This window comes from Mycobacterium sp., assembly GCF_035633495.1.
Taxonomy (GTDB): Bacteria; Actinomycetota; Actinomycetes; order Mycobacteriales; family Mycobacteriaceae; genus Mycobacterium.
Genome location: NZ_DASQEU010000191.1, coordinates 21,933 through 41,108, shown reverse-complemented (window position 1 = coordinate 41,108; position 19,176 = coordinate 21,933). Strand labels below are relative to the sequence as shown.

Here is a 19,176-nt window from a genome sequence, read left to right as displayed (position 1 = left end):
TCGACGACTCCTGCAGGCGTTCGCCGTTCAGGTCGAGACTGATGCCGATCGTGTCGGGAGCGCCGGCCTCGTCGATGGTGACCAGGGCGGGGCCGCAGGGAGCGGAGCCGTCGAAGACCTTGCCGGCCATCCACTGCGGCGTCAGGAACTGGAGGTCGCGCGCCGAGAGGTCGTTGAGCAGCGTGTAGCCGGCGATGTGGTCGATCGCCTCCTCGAGCGGTATCTCGGAGGCACGTTTGCCGATCACGAAAGCGACCTCGGCCTCGTAGTCGACCTTGCTGCTGGCAGCCGGAAGCTTCACGGTGCTGCCGTCCGCGACCAAGGCATTCTTGTACTTGCCGAAGATCGTCGGCGCCTTGGGGGTCTCCATGCCGGCCTCTTCGGCGTGGGCGCGGTAGTTGAGGCCGATGCAGATGATCTTTTCCGGGTCCGGGACCGGCGCAAGCAGCTCCAAACCGGCACGGTCGATGGCCTCACCGTTTCCTTCTTCGAGGGCGGCGGCAAGGTCGGCAAGCCGGTCGCGGGCGAGCAGGCCGCGCAGCCCGGAGTCGCCGTCTTCACCGAGCAGATCCCAGGCATCGATGATTCCGGATCCGGTCTCTACGCCGGCTCTGGGACCATTGCCGGCATCAAAGGTGACAAGGCGCATGGACGCCAGCTTACGCTGAAGAGCCGTCACCTGAAACAATGCCCGCCGGTCGTAAATACGGCCACTGCCTCACGGGGGCGTAGCTCAGTTGGTTAGAGCGCTGGCCTGTCACGCCAGAGGCCGCGGGTTCGAGTCCCGTCGCTCCCGTCTCTTTGATGTCTCGGGCGGTCCGCTGGCTGAACCAGCGGTCCGCCTGCGGCGTCGACGCTCAGGGCCTCGGGAACGCACCAAAGTGCGCCCCCTTCGGCGCCTTCGCTCACTCCTTGCAGGCAAACCGCTGGTTCTACCCAGCGAAGCGCCCTCAGTCAGGTTGTCAGCCCTGAAGGAACGTGGGGGCTATCTTGGTCGCGATGGACAACCAAGGAGATCTCATCGAAGCGTTAGGGGAGCTGTAAGCCTTCATCGATTCAGGCCCCTTGACGGACACGATTGCACAACTCGAGTTTGATCTCGACGGCTGCGATAAGGAGGGAGTCGGCCAGCGCCTGGATTCCAGGGGCGTTTCACCAAGCCTGTTGGAGGCCGCCTTCTTGGTCCGGAGTAAATTCGGTCGTATCAACGACATTGTCCACGCGGCATCGATCAGTTTGGCCTTGCCCGAATTGCTTGACGACGGGGAGATCCTCAAGAGACCATCGTTGGCTGCCGGCAACGATCCAACTAGACCTTTTGACGTAGAGACGGACCGGCGAGTTGCCGAATTCAAGCTAGCCCAGTGGCTCGGAAATGACACCGCCCGCAAGAACCAGTTGTTCAAAGACTTTGTACAACTAGCGGCCGCTCCACCCCATCTGAAAGCTGAGCTTTACGTACTGGGTGATCGACCTTCCAGATACTTGAAATCGAAGGTCGTCACCGTAGAAACGGCTCTCAGCAGCTTTCCTCAGGTTGCAGAACTCTTCTCAGAGCATTTTGGAAACTTGGATACTTCGATTTCCGATTTCGCCTTGGGTCCCGGCACCCGAGTTGAAGTCATAGATCTGCAAGTGCGGTTACCTCACCTATTCGCGACCCCGGCTCCGTGATCCGTCAATCGACGGAGGGACAAAGTCACCAGGGCGAAGGTTTGAAGTCCTTCAGGAAGACTCCGAAGATGTCATTTCCTTCTTCTCCCTGGATGATCGGGTCGTAGACCCTCGCTGCTCCGTCGACAAGGTCGAGGGGGGCGTGGAAGCCGTCATCGGCCAGGCGCTTCTTCATGGTGTGTGGTCTTTCGTCGGTGATCCAGCCGGTGTCGACGGCGGTCATCAGGATGCCGTCCTGCTCCAGCATCTCCGCCGAACTGGTCCGGGTCAGCATGTTCAGCGCAGCCTTGGCCATGTTGGTGTGTGGGTGTCCGGGACCCTTGTAGGCGCGGCTGAACTGACCCTCCATCGCCGACACGTTCACGACGTACTTGCGGCGGGCGCTCGAGGCGGCCATCACCGGGCGCAGGCGGCTCACCAGGATGAAAGGCGCCGTCTGGTTGCACAGCTGGACTTCGAGCAGCTCCATCGCGTCGACCTCGTGGACGCGTTGGGTCCAGCTGTTGACCGACGCGGTGTCGGGCAGCAGACCTCCGGCGTCGATGGCGGTGCCTGCCGCGATCCGGTCGGGCGATGCGCTGCGGGCGGTCAGCGCCAGCTCGGTCAGGGCGTGGGGCGTCTGATGCTCGGCGAGGCTACCGGCGAGCGCGGCCGGATGCGCGTCGCTGACGTGGTCGAACGTGATCACGTCGACGAGTTCGGGCGGGATGCTGCGCTCGGCCTCGACGAGCGCCGCGTAGGAACCGGGGGATCGGCGGACCGTCTGGGCGGCGTTGTTGATCAGGATGTCGAGGGGTCCCTGCGCGGCCACCGCGTCGGCGAGCGCGACGACCTGAGCCGGGTCGCGGAGGTCGATGCCCACCACCCGCAGGCGGTGCAGCCAGTCGGCGCTGTCGGGCATCGCGGCGAAGCGGCGCACGGCGTCGTTCGGAAAGCGGGTGGTGATGGTCGTGTGGGCGCCGTCGCGGAGCAGCCGCAGCGCGATGTACATGCCGATCTTGGCGCGGCCGCCGGTTAGCAGGGCGCGGCGGCCAGTCAGATCGGTGCGGGCCTCGCGCTTGGCTCTGTTGAGGGCGGCGCAGTCGGGGCAGAGTTGGTGATAGAAGGCGTCGACCACGGTGAAGTGGTTCTTGCACGCGTAGCAGGCCCGCGAGCGGAGCAGCGTGCCCGCGGTGGCGCCGGCCGCAGTCGAAACCAGGGGCAGACCTTGCGTCTCGTCGTCGATGCGGCCGGGCGCCCCGGTGGCGGTGGCCGCGATGACCGCGCGGTCGGCGGTCGCCACCGCGTCCCGTTTGGCGTGGCGGCGGGCCTGCTTCACGGCTTTGAAGATGCCCGCCGTGGCGCGACGGACGGCCACGGCATCGGGGTGTTCGGGAGGCAGCGACTCGATCTCGGACAGCACCCGAAGGCACGTCCTGAGCTTCTCCGGATCGATCGCGGTCACGGAGGAAGGGTACTGGCACGCTGCGTCGTAGCCGATTCCTACAGGTTGACGACGGTGCCCGCGGTCGGGTCGATCTTGCCGTCGAGGAGCTCGAGGTAGGCCTGGATGTCGTCCTCGGTGGAAACCGCCTCGACCCTCAGCCACCCGGCTGCCCACCGGGCGAACGGCAGCCAGGCCTCGGAGACGTTCTGGTCGAGTGTCGCGGTGCCCCAGTCCGCACCGCGCTTCTCGATCCGGTCCGGTGCGAAGAAGAAGACCGGACTCGGGCCCTCGAGTTCGGTTGACCCTGCGCCATCTGGGTCCAGTGGGTCATGCCGACCGCGGCGCTGTGGGCGAGGCGGTCGCCGTAGTGGGCGTGGACGTCGGTGCGGACCTTGCCGTCGCCGGACACGTCGACGTAGACGGCACGCTCGCCGGGAAGCCGAACCGGTCGACGACGTGGTCGGCGAGCACCCACTCGACGAGATCGCTGATCTGCATGGCGCACGCGTCGGCGATGTTGATCTCGCCGATCTTCGACGATCGCGCCGCCTCGGACAGCCGGGTGCCGTCGCACTTCGGGCAGACGGCGAACGTCACCGCCCGCTCCACGAAGGCCCGGACGTGCGGCTGGAGCGCGTCGATGTCCTTGGCCAGGTACGACTTCTGAATCTGCGGGATGAGACCCGCATAGGTCAGGGTTGTTGCCGTCGACCTGGATCTTGGTGGACTCCCGGTAGAAAAGGTCGTTCAGTTCCTTCCTGGTGAACTTCTTGATCGGCTTGTCCGGGTCGAAGTATCCGCAGCCGCGGTAGATGCGGCCGTACCAGCCGTCCATGCTGAAGCTGGGGATCGTGATCGCGGCGTCGTTGAGTGACTTCTCCGCGTCGTAGAGTGCGGTCAAGTCGATGTCGCTGACCGAGCCGCGGCCCTCGCACCGCGGGCACATGCCTCCGACGATGCTGAAGCTGCGCCTCTCCTTCGTCTCTCTAGCCGCGCTCGATGGTGACCGCGCCGGCTCCACTGATGGAGGCGACGCTGAACGAAAACGCCTGGGGCGAGCCGATGTGCGGCGTGCCGAGCCTGCTGAAGAGGATGCGCAGCATTGCGCCCGTGTCGGTCGCCGTGCCGACCGTGGAGCGCGGGTCGGCGCCAATTCGCTGTTGGTCGATGATGATCGCGGTCGTCAACCCGGCCAGGAGATCGACCTCCGGCCGCGCCAGCGTCGGCATGAAGCCCTGGACGAAAGCGCGGTAGGTCTCGTTGATAGTCCGCTGCGACTCGGCGGCGATCGTGTGGAACACCAGCGAGCTCTTGCCCGAGCCGGAGACGCCCGTGAACACCGTCGGCCGGCGTTTCGGGAGCTCGACGCTGACGTCCTTGAGGTTGTTCTCCCGCGCACCCTGCACACGGATCACGTCTTGGCCGTCGGCTGCGTGCGTGCTCAGCGCAACTCCTGAATCTTGATCATGTTGCCCGCGGGATCCCGCACGGAGCAGTCCCGCACCCGGTACGGCTGCTCGGTGGGCTCCTCGACGATCGCCGCACCGCCCGCCTGAAGCTTCGCGAAGGCGCCTTCGAGATCCTTGGTGGCCAGCATCAGCATGGCGTAGGTGCTTCGTGCCAGATCATCCTGCGATCGAGGCGTCGTAGATCGACTGAATCGCCGCGTCGAGTGTTGCGTTGAACTGTTGATCGGACTGCTGGACGGACAAGCCCTCGGTCAGGGCGCGGCTGAAGCTTGCGACGAGACCGGTGTTCTTGGCGAGCAACGCGTCGGCCTCGTGCCGCGAGTATCCACCGGAGAGCGCGACCACGCGCATCACCTTCGGGTGCTCCAGCAGTGGTAGATAGTGGTTGGGCACTGTCGGCAGCGAAAGCTTCAGCATCACCTGCTGGTCGTCAGGGACGCCGTCGAGCTGGGCCGCGATCGCGTCCCGCAGGAGGTCCTCTGCCTGCGTCTTGTCGGGGATCGTGATGGTGACCTCGGGTTCGAGGATCGGGATCAATCCGTACGAAAGCACCTGGTGGGCAACATCGAACTGCTGCGTGACGATGTCGGCGATGCCCTTGGCATCCGCCCGGCCGATCACGGATCGCTCCTTGGTGCCGAAGATGCCCTTGGCGACCGCGCGGGTCAGGAGGTCATCGAGATCCGGGATGGGCTTCATCAATTGCACACCGTCGGTGGCGTCGGCCAACCCCTTGTCGATCTTCAGCAACGGCACCACGCCCTTGTCGTCCCAGAGGTAGCTCGCCGAGGGTTTGCCGCCAATGTCGCGGTTCATGGTCTCTTCGAACAGGATGGCGCCCAGTACGCGATCCCCGCCGAAGACCGGTGACGTCACGATTCTCGCGCGCATCGCGTGAATGAGATCGAACATCTCGGCATCGGAGGAGTAGGCGCCATCCTCGATTCCGTACAGGCGCAATGCCTTTGGCGTCGATCCACCACTCTGATCGAGCGCGGCGATGAAGCCCTTGCCCGACGTCATCCGGTCCGCCTGCGTCTGATTGGTCATCTCGCCGTCCCTCGTGGCGTTCGCTCGTGCCGCCGACACGAGCATATTCCTCAGGGGAGGAAGATGGTGTCGATGTACGTGCCCAACCACTTCGCACCCGACGACGATGCAGTCCACGCACTGCTGTCGCGTCATGGCGCGGCGGATCTCGTCACCGCGGGACCCCACGGTCTCGAGGCGACGATGTTGCCGTTCATGTATGACCCCGAACGCGGAACGCTGCAGGGACATTTCGCGCGCAGCAACGATCATTGGCGCCACGTCGACGGTCGGGAAGCGCTGGTGATCGTCCGCGGGCCGGACTCCTACGTCACGCCGAGCTGGTATGCGTCCAAGGCCGAGCACGGGCGGGTCGTACCGACGTGGAACTACGTAGTCGCTCACGTCCACGGCACGGTGACCACCCACGACGACCCCGCCTGGCTCGGCGACCTCGTCCGCCGACTCACCGACCATCACGAGGGACGACGATCGGCGCCGTGGTCGGTCGATGATGCGCCGGAACGGTTCGTCGCCGGGCAGTTGCGCGCGATCGTCGGGATCGAGGTGGCGATCAACCGCATCGAGGCCAAGTTCAAACTCAGCCAGAACCGCCCGGTGGCCGACGTCGACGGCGTCATCGAGGGCCTGCGAGCCGACGGCGACGAGCGTGGCGCCGCCGCGGTGGAGGCGCACCGGCCGTCCGAGATTGGGTAGCGCGACTGCCATCGATCGTCACACCCGAGAAACATGAACGGTATGCCGTTTGGTCATCGCCAGGCGAAGTACGACCTCGCGCTGTTCTCGTACCTGCAACTGCCAGCATCCATGATGCGCGACGCGCTGGACACGGTGGCGGTGCTGCGTCGCGTCTGACAGCGCCTCGGGGCTGCCGGCTCAGTCGCCTGGCTGGCCCGGCAGGTTGGCGTGGATGAACGCGATGACGTCACCGAGAACCTCATCGAGGTTCGTCTCGTTCCCGAGCTGGGTCGCGATGTCGGCCCAGGCCAACCCGCTCACCCTGGCTCGGCGCACGCGCCGCGGCGAGGGCGGCTCGCGGGTCCTCGTCGCCGGTCACCTGCGCCAACCTCATCACGTCACCCACCTCCATGTCGGCCAACCTCCACTCACTGTCAACCGGGGTCGATACGTCAACCTTGATTGACACCCAAGTGCGATCTCCAGGACCACGTCAACGGAGGTTGACGACACGGAATCTCGGTGAGGCGGCGGCCACCAGGCCGGTCGACGTTCTAAGCTCGCCGCATGTTGATCATCGGCCTGATCCTCTTCGGCATGCTCGTCGGCGCGGCTGCCCAGCTCATCCTCGGCAAGGGATCGAAGGGCATCGACTGGACGATGGCCATCGTCGCAGGCCTCGTCGGTTCGTTCGTGGGTGGGCTGTTGGCCAGCCTCCTCGCCGGTGACGGCCTCGCGTTCCGACCCAGTGGGGTCGTCGGCTCGATCGTCGGCGCGGTCATCGTCACGGGTGTCTGGCGCTGGAACGCCAACCGGCAGCTGCGCTGACTCAGCGTGGCTCGAGCGTTGCTTCAGCGCTGACGCGGAACAATCGGGTCGCGTTCAACTCGGTGCGGCCGCGACACTGACGGCATGACTCTCGAGCTGTCGCACGCGACCATGAACGCGCGCAACGCCCACGTACAGTCGGTGTGGTGGGCCGATCTGCTCGGCTACCGCGAGGACCCCGAAGATCCGAACCTGCCCGGTCACGAGGAGTGCATGATCTTCTCGGCCGACGACTCGCACCGCATCCTGTTCATCGAGGTGTGGATTTGCGGGACGAGGCCCGCATAGGTCAGGTTGATGCCGTCGACCTGGATCTTGGTGGGCTCCCGGTAGAGCAGCTCGTTCAGTTCCTTCTTGGTGAACTTGTTGATCGGCTTGTCCGGGTCGAAGTATCCGCCGCGTCCCCCTCCGGGAGGCCGTGCCGTGGCTGGAGCGCGATGGTTTCGTGCACTCCCGGCTTCGGCGGGGAGAGGTGGTGCAACATTGGGACGCCAGGGCGATCGACGACCTCTTCGACGTGCGGCTGTCCCTCGAGGTGGGGGCGGCCCGCTATGCGGCGCGGCAGGTCGCAATGGGCGGTCCGATGGAGGTGTTGAACCACGCGCTGGACGAGGCGCAGCGGACGGTGGTCGGTGGTCGGTGGTGACGCGTACGCCATCGCCACGACGAGCACGGCTTTTCACGAGGCCGTCATCGAGACATCCGCGAACGAACTGATGGTCAGGTTGATGAAGTCGATCTCCGGCCGCATCACCTGGCTGTTCTGCCTCACCAGTGGGCTGCCCGCCGATGAGGCGTTCCACGACCACGTGCTGCTGCGCGAAGCGATCGCGTCGGGAAACGAGCGCGTCGCCGAGTCGGTGGCCTACGCGCACATCGAGCGGGACCGGCAGCCCACGTTCGAGGCGATGCGCGACAAGATGGACGTGTGAACGCCGAGACCTCTACGGCGTAGCAGCCGAGGCCAATTCGTTGGTCGCGTGGGCTGTCGGGTCCGACGGCTCCTGGCTTGGCGCCGTGGGCGGCTCGGGTGTGGGAGTCGTAGCACTCTGGGACGACTGGCCCGTCGTTGTTTTCGGGGGCAAGAAGTGGCGCAGCAGGTCACCGGGCTTCCAGCCGCCCTTCGAGACGCGCGGCGGCTCGAATTTCATCGGAGTCGAGTTCGGGGCATCGGGTGGGTCTGGCTGCTGCGTTAGTTTTGAGTCGACGTCGACGTCGAGCTTCTGCGAGACGATCGCGCTCCGATTGCTCCCCACGTGGTTGGCGACGACGGGGCCCGGCGGAGTGATCAACCCCGTCACGTTCTGACCGGTCTGTGCAGCACCCGCGGCGACCGATTGTGCGTCCGAGATCCAGCGGGTCGGGGGTGGCAACAGTTGGAACGGGACGGGCTCAGACGGAAACGAACCCGGCCCGACGGGCCGGTCGTAGCCAGTCTCGATGACGGCCCGCAGGAACGGATCAAGTGCCTCGACAACGGATCTCGGCACACCGAGTTGCAGCAGCGGCATGGTCAACGGCAGTTCACCGACGGGTGCCTTGATGAGCACGTCGGTGATTCTGCCGTCGGCACTGGTCGAGATGATGCGGTCGTCCGCGGGCACCGTGCTCGGATCGATGGTCTTGTAGTAGCCGGGGTGCAGGTAGTAGTAGCCCATCACGGCGTTCACATCGGCAACGACGTTGAACACGTACGTCGGTGCATCCGCCACACCGTCGTACTGCTTGCTCACCTGCAACAACTTGGTGTTTTGACTCTGAGAGCTGGTGCCGTCGCCAAACGTGACACCGAGGACCGGCACGTAGACGCCCTTCGGAAGCCGCGTCAGAATGCCGCCATCGTTGCGCCGGGGATCAGCCGCCAAGACGAACTCGACGTTCTTGGTGTAGTCGACGCCGTCCGTTTGGCTGTCGGCCTCGAGTTGCGTGATCGCCTGCGATGCGGCGCCTGCACCCTGCGAATAACCGACGACATAGATCGTCGCGTTGGGACCGTTTGCCGTTCGAGCTGCCTTCACCGCGGCCACCGTCTTGGCCGTGGCCTCGCCCTCGGACGCGTCGTAGGTGGGATCGCCGAGGCCCGTGAGGAGGCCGAGGCTGCGTGGATAGACGACGAACTCGTTGTTGTTCGGGTCAACCGAGGACTGGTCGTAGGCACCCCCGAGCGAACCCGTCATCCGATACGGCGAGATCCCCTCCTCGTTGCCGGTCATTGATTTCGTCCCGTCGACGAAGATCGAGGTGGTTGCCGTCAGGAGGGGATTCAGCGCGACGTGACTGTCGGTCGCGTAGGTGAACGCGAACAGCGTCGCGGCCTCCAGTGCGATCCCGGTGGTGACATACGGTCCCCACTTCGTCGTCGCCGACTTCCGATGCCTACCCACGATCAAGCCCCCGGCTGTGTAGCTGCCTCTTTCGCGGCACACGCCGCAAATTGTTCGCCAGGATAGGGGTGCCAGTGACGGAACGGAAGCCTTTGCGCCCAGCCGCGGAGATTTGCTGATGGCTAACGTCAATGGGCCGCGACGGCCAGCCGCACCCGTACGCGACGAACCGCGGGAAGACGTCTGCGACACCTGCTGTCAGTGCCAGGGTCGAACCGTGGACCGGCACCCCGATCCCGGCCCGGCGTTGATCGCTTCGAAGCGCCACCAACGTGTGCTCGCTTGAAGCGCCGATCAGAGCGCGAGTTTGCCAGATCGCTACCGTGCGTCGTCGACGGGTGCATCTGCGTCGAACGGGTAAACGCTTCCCGCAACATCGCTGTCATCAACTGGGATTCCGCACGGAGAGAAGACAATGCGACAACCAGTGGCCGTCATTGCCGCCGTGATCGCAGTTCTCCTGGCCGTCTCCTGCTCACCTGCCGAGCGCGTCGACCTCGGCCAGGGGTCGGGCAACTTCATCGCCGCCATCGAAGGCGCGGGTCCTCGAGCTAATGGCTGACCTGCAACGTCGGCTCGGTTTACCTACCTCGTCGTCGGATACGACCTGGCGGTCCAGCAGGTTAGCCATGACGTGCTCGTCATGCGTGACGGAGAGGCCGTCGAATACCGTCCCACCGCCGAACTGTTCGCCGCGCCGCAGCAGGAGTACACCCGCGCCCTGCTCGCGGCCGTGCCACCGGCCCGTCCGCGGGTGTAACGAATCCGTCCGCAAACCGATGTTCCGTAGGAATGACACTGTGAGGCCGCTGGTCCGCGACCAGTGTCGGGGGATTGGATCGAAGGAGTCGATGCACGATGGGTGCACCGTTGGAGATTTGTCGCAAGCGAACCGTGTGCGCCGTGCTGGCGTCCGGAGTGGTCATTTCATTGACCGCGCTCACGGGAGGTGTCGCGCCCGCCTTCGCCGAGCCGGGCACCGAACCGGTCGTTCCCACGACCACGATCACGCCCGTGCCGGCCGTCGAGGCGACCGAGGCTCCCGTCGAGAAGACCACGGCGGCGGACATCCCGTCACCCGTCGCGACACCGATTCCCGTCGTCGGGCCCACGGTGCCGCCGACCGTCGAGCCGCCGCCTCAGACCCGTGCCCCCGCGCCCATCGCGCCCACCACGGCGGCCACCACTGCGGCACCGTCCAGTACGCCACCCCCCGTGACGTCGACGACGAACAGCCCGACGATGTCCAGCCCGGTGACCACGAGCGGCTCGACGGCGCCACCGCCGTCGCCGGGGCTGGTCGCCCCGACCTCGAGTGCGAGCGCGACGTCGGGGACGAGCAGTAGCGCGCCCTCCTCACCGAGTGGAGCGTCCGAGTCGTCGTCGTCTTCTTCATCTTCGTCCTCGTCATCGGCGGAGTCGGAGTCGGCCGACTCGTCGGCGGCGGAGGCGACGCCGCGGGTGATCGAGAAGGTCGCACCGCAGACGCTCGTAGCACCCGACGCGGACGTCCAGATCGCCAAGGCCGCGAAGATCGTCGAAGAGAAGCCCGCCGAGGCGCCCAAGCAGGAGATCGCGGAGATCTCCCGCATCATCGACCTGCCGAACCGGGACCGCAATCCGTTCGACCAGAACGGGCAGCGCAACGACGATCAGGTGCGCCTCGCCGGCAACTGGGACCGCAACGTGCGTCAGTGGCGCCCGGACTGGGTCGAGTACGACCAGTACTACCGCCCGGTGCTGAGCAACCCGTACCGCGACCCGGTGCGGATCGTCTACGTCTATCGGAACGCTCCCCGCGTGGTGTGGATCCCGCCGCTGGCGAGGATCGTCCTCGAGGTCGCCCAGTACGCCGCGTACAGCTTCACCGCCATCGTCACCAACACGATCGACCAGGCGGTCAACGTCGCGGTCGGCAGCTTCTTCGGAGGTGGGTTCTTCCCAGGGGTCGGGCTGCCGTTGCCGCTGCCTCCGCCGCCGCTGTTGAACTTTGCCAACGTGCCCGTCCAGGTGCGCTATCCCAACGCCACCTATGAGCCCTTCCGGGTCTCGAAGATCGTCGACGTGGGCCGCGACCCGCAGTTCGGCGAGCAGAAGGTGCTACTCGACGGCGTCACGCCCGCGTGGGGCGAATGGAAGCAGAGTCCCTCCGGCGAGCGCAGTTTCGAGGTGCACAAGACTCAGCAGTTCCCGGGCCTCGATGATCCGCAGCCGGGACCGCTGCCGGGCGACTACCAGCTGACGCTGGCGTCCGACGAGTCACCGTCGGGCATGAACAAGCGGGACGTCTACCTGATCGCGGTAGCCGTGGCATGCGGCGCGCTGAGCATCGGCGCCGTCGTCCTGGCCGTCTTCATGGGTCGAAGGCGGCGTCCGCTGCACTAGCGCGCGACGGGCCAGGCCCAGACGGACATGTCGCCGGGCGCGTAGTTCATGCAGACGTCGGTCGCCTTGGCCACCACGCCCTTGTTGTTGAAGAACACCTTCGCCCAGTTGCCCCAGCGCGTGGCCACCTGCTCGTAGTAGACGTTGGTGGCGGTGTCCTCGGAGTACTGGCGGCGAGCGGCGGCGTCGAGCGAGAAGAACCAGTGGATGCGGTCCTCCGCCATCTGTTGGATGTCGGTGGGCCGGTTGCTCTTGTCGATCATGTACCGCTCGAAGTACACCGGGCTGGTGTCACGCGCCGCGGCCAGGTACTGCTCGGTATCGCACGTGGTGACGATCATGCGATGGGGGATCGGGAAGTCGTCCGTCGCATCGGCCGCGGCCGTACCGGCCAAAGTCGTTGCGGCGAAACCGCATGCGGCGGCCGCCAAACCACTACGAATCGCGATGTTGCGCAAGGCCTTCATCATGAACTGTCTCCTCAGGCTGTCGGGGCGGGTTCGGATTCCTTTGCCGGACTCGGCCATGGTTCGGGCTTGGGTCGCTGCCTCACGTGCGTCGGCCACCAGAACCACCTGCCGAGCATTGCCGCGATGGCGGGTGTCATGAACGACCGGATCACCAAGGTGTCGAACAGCAGACCCAAACCGATCGTGGTGCCGACCTGCCCAATGACGGTCAGACTGCTCACCGCCATCGACATCATGGTGAAGGCGAACACCAGGCCGGCCGAGGTCACCACGGACCCCGTACCGCCCATGGATCTGATGATGCCGGTGTTGATACCCGCGTGTATCTCTTCCTTGAATCGAGACACCAGAAGCAGGTTGTAGTCGGCGCCGACCGCCAACAGGATGATCACGGACATCGCCATCACCATCCAGTGCAGCGGGGTGGCGAGGATGTGCTGCCAGATGAGCACCGACAACCCGAAGGAGGCGCCGAGAGACAACACCACCGTGCCCACGATCACGGCGGACGCCACCACGGCCCGCGTGATGAGCAACATGATGATGAAGATCAGGGCCAGCGAAGCGATGCCGGCGATGATCAGGTCGAACGTGTTCGCGTCGGACATGTCCTTGAACGTCGCCGCGGTGCCCGCGAGATAGATCTTGGAGCCCTCCAGCGGCGTGCCCTTGATCGCTTCCTTGGCCGCCTGCTTGATCGCGTCGATGTGCGAGATGCCCTCTGCGCTCATCGGATCGCCCTCGTGGCTGATGATGAATCGCACCGAGTGACCGTCGGGCGAGATGAAGTTCTTCATGCCCTTCTTGAACTCGGCATTGTCGAAGATCTCGGGGGGTAGGTAGAACGAGTCGTCGTTCTTCGAGGCGTCGAAGGCCTCACCCATGGCGGTCGAGTTCTCCTGCATCGCCGCCATCTGGTCTGACATGCCCTTTTGGGTCTGGTACATCGTCAGCATCATGGTCTTCATCGACTTCATGGTCGCGAGCATCGGTGGCAGTGACGCACTCAACTGCGGCATGAGTTTGTCCAGCTCGTCCAGGTTCACGACGAGGCCGCCCAGCTGATCACTCAGGGCGTCGATGCCGTCCAGGGTGTCGAAGATCGACCGCGTCGCCCAGCACAGCGGGATGTCGTAGCAGTGCGGCTCCCAGTAGAGATAGGAACGAATCGGCCGGAAGAAGTCGTCGAAGTCCGCGATGTGGTCGCGCAATTCGTTTGTGGTGGCCACCGTCTCCTTGGTCTTGGCCGTCAAGTCATGGGTCACTGCGTTGAGTTGGTCCATCAGCACCAACATGCGCTCGAGGTTCTCGATCATGCCCTGCATCTCGTCGGCCTGCTTGAGCATGCTGGCGAACGAATCCTGCTGGTACTTCAGGTTCATCTGCTGAGTGGTGCCCTGCATGCTGATCTGGAACGGGATCGAGGTGTGCTCGATTGGGGTTCCCAGGGGCCTGGTGATCGCCTGGACCCGCCCGATTCCCGGTGTCTTGAAGACCGCCTTGGCGATCTTGTCGATGACCAGGAAGTCGGCCGAGTTTCGGAGGTCGTGATCGCTCTCGATCATCATCAGCTCGGGGTTCATCCGGGCCTGCGAGAAGTGTCGATCCGCGGCGGCGTAGCCCTCGTTGGCGGGAAGGGACTCGGGCAGGTAGTGGCGGTCGTTGTAGTCGGTCTTGTACCCGGGCAGGGTGAGCAGGCCGATCAGGGACAGCGCGATCGTCGCGACCAGGATCGGACCTGGCCAGCGCACGACCAGGGCGCCGATCTTGCGCCACCCGCGGGTGCGCAGCGCCCGCTTGGGCTCCAGCAACCCGAAGCGGCTGGCGATCGTTACGACCGCGGGCCCGAGGGTCAACGCGCAGAGCACGACGATGAACATCCCGATCGCCAGCGGGACGCCGAGGGTCTGGAAGTAGGGCAATCGCGTAAAGCTCAGGCAGAAGGTCGCACCTGCGATCGTCAGACCAGAACCCAGCACCACGTGGGCGGTGCCGTTGAACATGGTGAAGTAGGCGTCTTCCCTACTCTCGCCCAGACTTCGTGCTTCCTGATATCGGCCCAACAGAAAGATGGCGTAATCCGTCGCCGCGGCTATCGCGAGGGTGACGAGCAGGTTGGTCGCGAAGGTGGAGAGTCCGATGATCTCCTGGAAGCCGAGGAAGGCGACGATGCCACGGGCTGCCGCCAGTTCGAGCACCACCATGACGAGCACGATGAGCAAGGTGATGATCGATCGGTAGACCAGCAGCAGCATGATGATGATCACCGTGAACGTCACCGTCTCGATGAGCTGCATGCTGTCGTCGCTGGCGATGTGCTGATCGGCGGCGAGCGCAGCGGGCCCCGTCACGTAGGCCTTGACCCCGTCCGGTGGCATCATGCCGTCGACGATCTTCTGCACGGCCTCGACGGAGTCGTTGGCCAGTGCCTCGCCCTGATTGCCCGCGAGGTACACCTGGAAGTACATGGCCTTGCCGTCGTTGCTCTGCGAGCCCGCCGCGGTCAGGGGGTCACTCCACATGTCGTTGACGTGTTCGACGTGGGTGGTGTCGGCCTCGAGCTTCTTGACCAACTCGTCGTAGAAGTCGTGCGAGTCTTGACCGAGCTTGTCCTGGCCCTCCAGCACGATCATGACGGAGCTGTTGGACTTGAACTCCTTGAACGTCGCTCCGATGTGCTGCATCGAGATCACCGACGGCGCGTCGTTGGGGCTCATCGATACCGACCGGAGTTTGCCGACCTCCTCGAGCTGCGGCGTGACCTGAGGGATGTTCATCACGGCGATGATGACGATCCAGCCGAGGATGACCGGAAGCGCCAGAGTGCGGATCAGCCGGGGGAGCCGGTGGCGGACCGGTTCCGCGTAATGCTTCGCGGTTGGGATGGTGTCGGGCGTGCGGTTGTCGGGCGGAGTCATGCGTTCTTCACCAGGCAGAAGGTCTGGGCGTTCACACCGTCGGTGGTCCTCTCGTCCTTGACCTCGTCGTCGACGGTGATGCGGCAGGAGATGGCACTGCCGTCGCCCTGCGCCACGATGTTCGGAAGGACCGATGGTGCGGTGGTGCTCAACGTCAGCGACCACGGCAGGGCGGCGCCGTCCACCCGGACCGGCTTGGAGTCCAGGTCGAGATAGTTGATGTCGGCGTAGCTGCCCGACCCGAAGACCTCGTACTTGACGACCTTGGGGTTGAAGGGTTCGGCGTCATCGGCGAAGTTCTTGGGGGTGACCATGATTCCCTCGGCGCCGAAGAAGGTCCGCACGCGATGCACGGTGAAGCCGGCGACCACGAGCACGATGATGATCACGATGGGGATCCATGCTCTTCGCAAGACCTTGGTCATAACCCCTACCCAAACCGGCTACCTGAGATTGAAATGAGAGATTAGCCCATATAACTGTATTGTGGATAACCGCGGCGTGCGGCCAAACGACCGAATGGGCGCGACGTCGAGCACAACCGCTTCACCGTGTGACTCAGCCGACTCGGGTCACCTACTCGCGCAACACCTTTGAGATCGACGATAGGATCCGGCCATGAAGGCTCTGATGCGAACTGGACTCGCTGCGGCAATTGCCGCCTTCGCGCTGGCTGCGGTCGCGGCGGGGCCGGCCCATGCGGATCCAGACAGCGATTTCGCCAACGAGTTGCACTCGTACAGCATTTACGGACCCAAGGACTTCAACGCGTGGATCGGCAAGATCCAGTGCAAGCGCCTGCGCACCGGTCTGGACGCCAACGCGGCCGAAGCCGCGGTGTTCCTCAAGACGAACCTGCAGCGCGGCACCTCCGAGCAGCAGATCTACCAGTTTCTCTCGGCGGGCATCAACTACTACTGCCCCGACCAGCGGTTCGTGGTGGACAGCCTGGCCGGACAGCCCCAGGCGGGATCTCAGCCCGTAGGCGAGCCACTTCCCGCCGAGCAGGGATGACACGCGCCGTCGCGGCATCCTTGATGGGTGCCGCGCTCGCGCTGTTCACCGTCCCCGGCCAGTCCGCCGCCGAACCGATCGACGCAACCGCCTACGCCATCGGAAAGTGCTTCTCCCGCGGTGACGTGCCCCAGGTCAAACCCGCCCGGTTCGCCTACAACTGCGACGAGACGGGCGTCATGCAGGACATGACCTGGTCGGCGTGGGGTTCGGACGGGGCACACGGCACGGGCACCGACAACGCGATCGAGTGTCAGCCCAACTGCGCAGAAGGCGCCCGGCTGATCAACCCCATCGTCGTGCACGCGTGGAACCCGCAGGTGCCCACGACGCCGGGGTGCCCGCCCGGTGTGGAGTTCTACGCGGACATGACCATTGCCTACCCGGAGGGCGCGCCGCCCTGGATCGATCCGGGCACGACGTGGGACACCGGCACCGACTTCACGACCGTGGACGACATGCCCGCAGTGCACTACTCCGGGCTGACGCCCGTCTGCTCCTGACCGTCAGAGCTCGACGGTAACGGGCCCCACGTTCCAGATGTCGTCGCAGTACTCGGTGATGGCGCGATCGGACGAGAACCTTCCGCTGCGCGCGGTATTGAGGATCGACATCCGCGACCAAGCGTCCCTGTCCTGCCACGCCGCCGCCACCTCGTCCTGGCAGTCCACGTAGGACTTGTAGTCCGCCAGGACGAGGAAGGGATCGTCGTGCAGCAGTTTGTCCACCAGGGGGCGGAACACCTCGGTGTCCCCGTGGGAGAACTGCCCGGAGGAGATCAGCCCGAGCACGGCCTTCAGCTCGTCGTTGTCGTCGACGTAGTCGGCGGGCCGGTATCCGTCACAATTGAGCCGTTCGACCTCGGACTCGGTCAAACCGAACAGGAAGAAGTTCTCGGGCCCGGCATTTTCGCGAATCTCGACGTTGGCGCCGTCCAGCGTGCCGATGGTCAGCGCGCCGTTGAAGCATGAACTTCATGTTCCCGGTGCCCGACGCCTCTTTGCCCGCGGTCGAGATCTGCTCGGATAGATTCGCCGCCGGATAGATGAGGTGCGCGTTCTGCACGTTGAAGTTCGGCACGAAGACGACCTTCATGAACTTGTTGACGTCGGGGTCGTTGTTCACCATCTCGCCGACCGCGTTGATCAGCTTGATGATGCGCTTGGCGATGAAGTAGCCGGGTGCCGCCTTTCCGCCGAAGACGTAGGCGCGCGGCGCGACCTCGAGTGCGGGATCCATCTTCAGCCGGAAGTACTGCCTGATGATGTGCAGGACCGACAGATGCTGGCGCTTGTACTAGTGGATGCGCTTGACCTGGATGTCGAACATCCAGGTCGGGTCCAACTCCACGCCAGTGGTGGTGTGGAGGAAATCGGATAGCCGAGACTTGTTGGCGCGCTTGACGTCCCGCCACTTCTGCCGAAACTCGGGGTCGTCGACATTGGCCTCGAGTCCGCGTAACCGGTCCAGGTCGGTCAGCCAGCCGTCGCCAATCGTGCTGTCGAGGAGCTCGCGCAGGCCCGGGTTGGACAGGGCCAGGAACCGTCGCGGCGTGACGCCGTTGGTCTTGTTCGAGAAGCGCTCGGGCCACAGCTCGTAGAAGTCCTTGAGCACGCTGGCCTTCAGTAGATCCGAGTGCAGCGCCGCGACGCCGTTGATCGCGTGACTGCCCACCGTGGCGAGGTAGGCCATGCGCACGGTCTGGCCGCCGATCAGCGGCTTCGTTCCAGTCGAGTCGACGTTCGTCGACGAGGATCCGCATCAGCTCGGCAACGCCGATCGACGGGTGGGTGTCGTTGAGCTGCAACGCAAATCGCTTGGGGAGCTCGTGCAGCGACATGTCGGCGAGGTCGTCCATGATGTGCACGACGTGTTGCAGCGAGCACGAGACGAAGAAGTACTGCTGCAGAAGCCGAAGCCGCTTGCCTGCCTCGGGTTCGTCATTCGGATACAGCACCTTGGTGATCGTCTCGGAGGTGACTTCCTCTTCGACCGCCTTGTAGTAGTCGCCGGCGTTGAAGGCGTCCAACGCAAACGACTCGACGGCCCGGGCGCTCCACAACGTCAGCACGTTGCACGTGTGTACGCCGTACCCCTGGATCGGCGTGTCGTAGGCGACTCCCTTGATCACCTGTTTCGGCACCCACCGGATGCGGGAGGCGCCGGCGTCGTCGATGTAGTGCTCGGTGTGACCACCCCAGTTGACGAGGTAGTTCACGTCGGGATTGGCGATCTCCCATGGGTTTCCAGTGGCCAGCCAGTTGTCGGTCAGCTCGATCTGCCAACCGTCGGAGAACTCCTGCTTGAAGATGCCGAACTCGTAGCGGATGCCGTAACCGATGGCCGGTCGCTCGAGGGTGGCCAGCGAGTCCAGGTAACACGCGGCGAGCCTGCCGAGACCACCGTTGCCGAGACCCGGCTCCTGTTCGCAGGCGAGCACCTCGTCGTAGTCCTGGCCGAGTGAGTCGAGCGCAGCGCGTGCCGCATCCTCGATCTGGAGGTTCAGGAGGTTGTTGCCGAGTTGCGGGCCCATCAGGAATTCGGCGGACAGATAGCAGGTGACCTTGCTGCCGAGATCGAGAGACGTCTGAGTGGAGGCGACGCGGTTGTCCTGCATACGGTCCCGCACCGCAAGGGCGAGCGCCCGGTAGTAGTGATCGGGCCCCAACGCAGCTGCCGGACGGCCGATCGAGTACCGCAGGTGATCGGTGATCGCTTCCCGCAGGTCGACCGCATCCAATCCGGAGCGGAGGTGCGGGGCTTCTGCGGCTGCTGAATTCACGGCGTCGGTCACCGCGCGATTGTGGCAGCTAGGCGTGCACGGCGCACTCGCAGCGGACATCGACTCGGTGAATGCCCCGCCACTGGTGTGTGACGGCG

The 19,176-nt window shown here is 64.8% G+C and carries 20 protein-coding genes, 1 tRNA gene and 4 pseudogenes; 12 read left to right on the top strand and 13 right to left on the bottom strand.

Annotated features, from left to right (window positions below; all coding sequences use genetic code 11):
- The coding region (locus tag VET27_RS26995; protein ID WP_526523181.1) for a fumarylacetoacetate hydrolase family protein at positions 1-649 on the bottom strand (649 nt) is incomplete at its 3' end.
- 73 nt (positions 650-722) lie between these two features.
- Between VET27_RS26995 and VET27_RS26990 the strand changes: the two genes are divergently transcribed.
- Positions 723-796 (top strand) — tRNA-Asp (locus tag VET27_RS26990).
- Positions 797-1,065: 269 nt separating this feature from the next.
- Positions 1,066-1,674, top strand: coding sequence for a hypothetical protein (locus VET27_RS26985; protein ID WP_526523179.1), 609 nt, complete (start codon positions 1,066-1,068; stop codon positions 1,672-1,674).
- Positions 1,675-1,699: 25 nt separating this feature from the next.
- Here the strand turns inward: VET27_RS26985 and VET27_RS26980 are convergent, their stop codons facing one another.
- The 5 genes and pseudogenes from VET27_RS26980 to VET27_RS26960 form a co-directional block, all read right to left on the bottom strand.
- Positions 1,700-3,118: an SDR family NAD(P)-dependent oxidoreductase gene (locus VET27_RS26980; RefSeq protein WP_526523177.1), complete on the bottom strand. Its 1,419-nt coding sequence runs from the start codon at positions 3,116-3,118 to the stop codon at positions 1,700-1,702.
- A gap of 38 nt (positions 3,119-3,156) precedes the next feature.
- A complete protein-coding gene (locus VET27_RS26975) occupies positions 3,157-3,351 on the bottom strand; it encodes a hypothetical protein (protein WP_526523195.1) in 195 nt (64 codons plus the stop codon).
- Positions 3,352-3,568: 217 nt separating this feature from the next.
- A pseudogene (locus VET27_RS26970) lies at positions 3,569-4,545 on the bottom strand (excinuclease ABC subunit UvrA); the annotation flags it as partial.
- A pseudogene (locus tag VET27_RS26965) lies at positions 4,542-4,724 on the bottom strand (VOC family protein); the annotation flags it as partial. The pseudogenes VET27_RS26965 and VET27_RS26970, both read right to left, overlap by 4 nt.
- A 1-nt stretch (position 4,725) precedes the next feature.
- A complete protein-coding gene (locus VET27_RS26960; protein WP_526523175.1) occupies positions 4,726-5,619 on the bottom strand; it encodes a fructose bisphosphate aldolase in 894 nt (297 codons plus the stop codon).
- A gap of 72 nt (positions 5,620-5,691) precedes the next feature.
- On the opposite strand from VET27_RS26960, the gene VET27_RS26955 reads away from it, so the two are divergent.
- Positions 5,692-6,315 (top strand): FMN-binding negative transcriptional regulator, encoded by a 624-nt coding sequence (locus VET27_RS26955; protein ID WP_526523193.1) that lies wholly within the window; start codon positions 5,692-5,694, stop codon positions 6,313-6,315.
- Between the two features lie 180 nt (positions 6,316-6,495).
- Here the strand turns inward: VET27_RS26955 and VET27_RS26950 are convergent, their stop codons facing one another.
- Positions 6,496-6,618 (bottom strand): hypothetical protein, encoded by a 123-nt coding sequence (locus VET27_RS26950; RefSeq protein WP_526523173.1) that lies wholly within the window; start codon positions 6,616-6,618, stop codon positions 6,496-6,498.
- Positions 6,619-6,864: 246 nt separating this feature from the next.
- Here VET27_RS26950 and VET27_RS26945 point away from each other — a divergent pair, with 246 nt between their 5' ends.
- From VET27_RS26945 to VET27_RS26930, 4 genes are all read left to right on the top strand, one after another.
- Positions 6,865-7,125, top strand: a complete 261-nt coding sequence (locus VET27_RS26945) for a GlsB/YeaQ/YmgE family stress response membrane protein (protein WP_526523171.1) — start codon at positions 6,865-6,867, stop codon at positions 7,123-7,125.
- A gap of 84 nt (positions 7,126-7,209) precedes the next feature.
- Positions 7,210-7,413: a hypothetical protein gene (locus tag VET27_RS26940; RefSeq protein WP_526523199.1), complete on the top strand. Its 204-nt coding sequence runs from the start codon at positions 7,210-7,212 to the stop codon at positions 7,411-7,413.
- Between the two features lie 187 nt (positions 7,414-7,600).
- Positions 7,601-7,771, top strand: a complete 171-nt coding sequence (locus tag VET27_RS26935; RefSeq protein WP_526523197.1) for a hypothetical protein — start codon at positions 7,601-7,603, stop codon at positions 7,769-7,771.
- Positions 7,758-8,057 (top strand): FCD domain-containing protein, encoded by a 300-nt coding sequence (locus VET27_RS26930; RefSeq protein WP_526523169.1) that lies wholly within the window; start codon positions 7,758-7,760, stop codon positions 8,055-8,057. The genes VET27_RS26935 and VET27_RS26930 overlap by 14 nt, the downstream gene beginning before the upstream one ends.
- 12 nt (positions 8,058-8,069) lie before the next feature.
- On the opposite strand, the gene VET27_RS26925 is transcribed toward VET27_RS26930, so the two are convergent.
- On the bottom strand, positions 8,070-9,509 hold the full coding sequence (locus tag VET27_RS26925; protein WP_526523167.1) for a PE-PPE domain-containing protein: 1,440 nt from the start codon (positions 9,507-9,509) through the stop codon (positions 8,070-8,072).
- A 415-nt stretch (positions 9,510-9,924) separates the two neighbouring features.
- On the opposite strand from VET27_RS26925, the gene VET27_RS26920 reads away from it, so the two are divergent.
- Both VET27_RS26920 and VET27_RS26915 read left to right on the top strand, forming a co-directional pair.
- Entirely contained in the window at positions 9,925-10,071 is a 147-nt protein-coding gene (locus VET27_RS26920) for a hypothetical protein (RefSeq protein WP_526523165.1), read from the top strand.
- A pseudogene (locus tag VET27_RS26915) lies at positions 10,043-10,269 on the top strand (glutathione ABC transporter ATP-binding protein); the annotation flags it as partial. The gene VET27_RS26920 and the pseudogene VET27_RS26915, both read left to right, overlap by 29 nt.
- Before the next feature lie 379 nt (positions 10,270-10,648).
- Here the strand turns inward: VET27_RS26915 and VET27_RS26910 are convergent.
- Positions 10,649-11,032 carry a hypothetical protein gene (locus VET27_RS26910; RefSeq protein ID WP_526523163.1) on the bottom strand — a complete coding sequence of 128 codons (384 nt, stop codon included), beginning with the start codon at positions 11,030-11,032 and terminating at the stop codon, positions 10,649-10,651.
- Here VET27_RS26910 and VET27_RS26905 point away from each other — a divergent pair.
- The gene (locus VET27_RS26905; protein WP_526523161.1) at positions 10,971-11,894 is read left to right on the top strand and encodes a hypothetical protein; all 924 of its coding nucleotides are present in this window, start codon (positions 10,971-10,973) and stop codon (positions 11,892-11,894) included. The genes VET27_RS26910 and VET27_RS26905 overlap by 62 nt on opposite strands.
- Here VET27_RS26905 and VET27_RS26900 read toward each other — a convergent pair.
- Genes VET27_RS26900 through VET27_RS26890 form a run of 3 tightly spaced genes read right to left on the bottom strand, consistent with a single transcriptional unit; the run spans position 11,891 to position 15,707 of the window.
- On the bottom strand, positions 11,891-12,379 hold the full coding sequence (locus VET27_RS26900) for a DUF5078 domain-containing protein (protein WP_526523191.1): 489 nt from the start codon (positions 12,377-12,379) through the stop codon (positions 11,891-11,893). The genes VET27_RS26905 and VET27_RS26900 overlap by 4 nt on opposite strands.
- The gene (locus VET27_RS26895) at positions 12,376-15,282 is read right to left on the bottom strand and encodes an MMPL/RND family transporter (protein ID WP_526523159.1); all 2,907 of its coding nucleotides are present in this window, start codon (positions 15,280-15,282) and stop codon (positions 12,376-12,378) included. Before VET27_RS26895 ends, VET27_RS26900 begins: the two co-directional genes overlap by 4 nt.
- On the bottom strand, positions 15,279-15,707 hold the full coding sequence (locus VET27_RS26890) for an MmpS family transport accessory protein (RefSeq protein WP_526523157.1): 429 nt from the start codon (positions 15,705-15,707) through the stop codon (positions 15,279-15,281). Before VET27_RS26890 ends, VET27_RS26895 begins: the two co-directional genes overlap by 4 nt.
- 193 nt (positions 15,708-15,900) lie before the next feature.
- Between VET27_RS26890 and VET27_RS26885 the strand changes: the two genes are divergently transcribed.
- Both VET27_RS26885 and VET27_RS26880 read left to right on the top strand, forming a co-directional pair.
- Entirely contained in the window at positions 15,901-16,296 is a 396-nt protein-coding gene (locus VET27_RS26885) for a DUF732 domain-containing protein (protein ID WP_526523155.1), read from the top strand.
- Complete coding sequence (locus VET27_RS26880; RefSeq protein ID WP_526523153.1) at positions 16,293-16,799, top strand: hypothetical protein; 507 nt, start codon at positions 16,293-16,295, stop codon at positions 16,797-16,799. Before VET27_RS26885 ends, VET27_RS26880 begins: the two co-directional genes overlap by 4 nt.
- A gap of 3 nt (positions 16,800-16,802) precedes the next feature.
- On the opposite strand, the pseudogene VET27_RS26875 reads toward VET27_RS26880, so the two are convergent.
- A pseudogene (locus VET27_RS26875) lies at positions 16,803-19,138 on the bottom strand (glycogen/starch/alpha-glucan phosphorylase).
- Between the last annotated feature and the right edge of the window lie 38 nt (positions 19,139-19,176).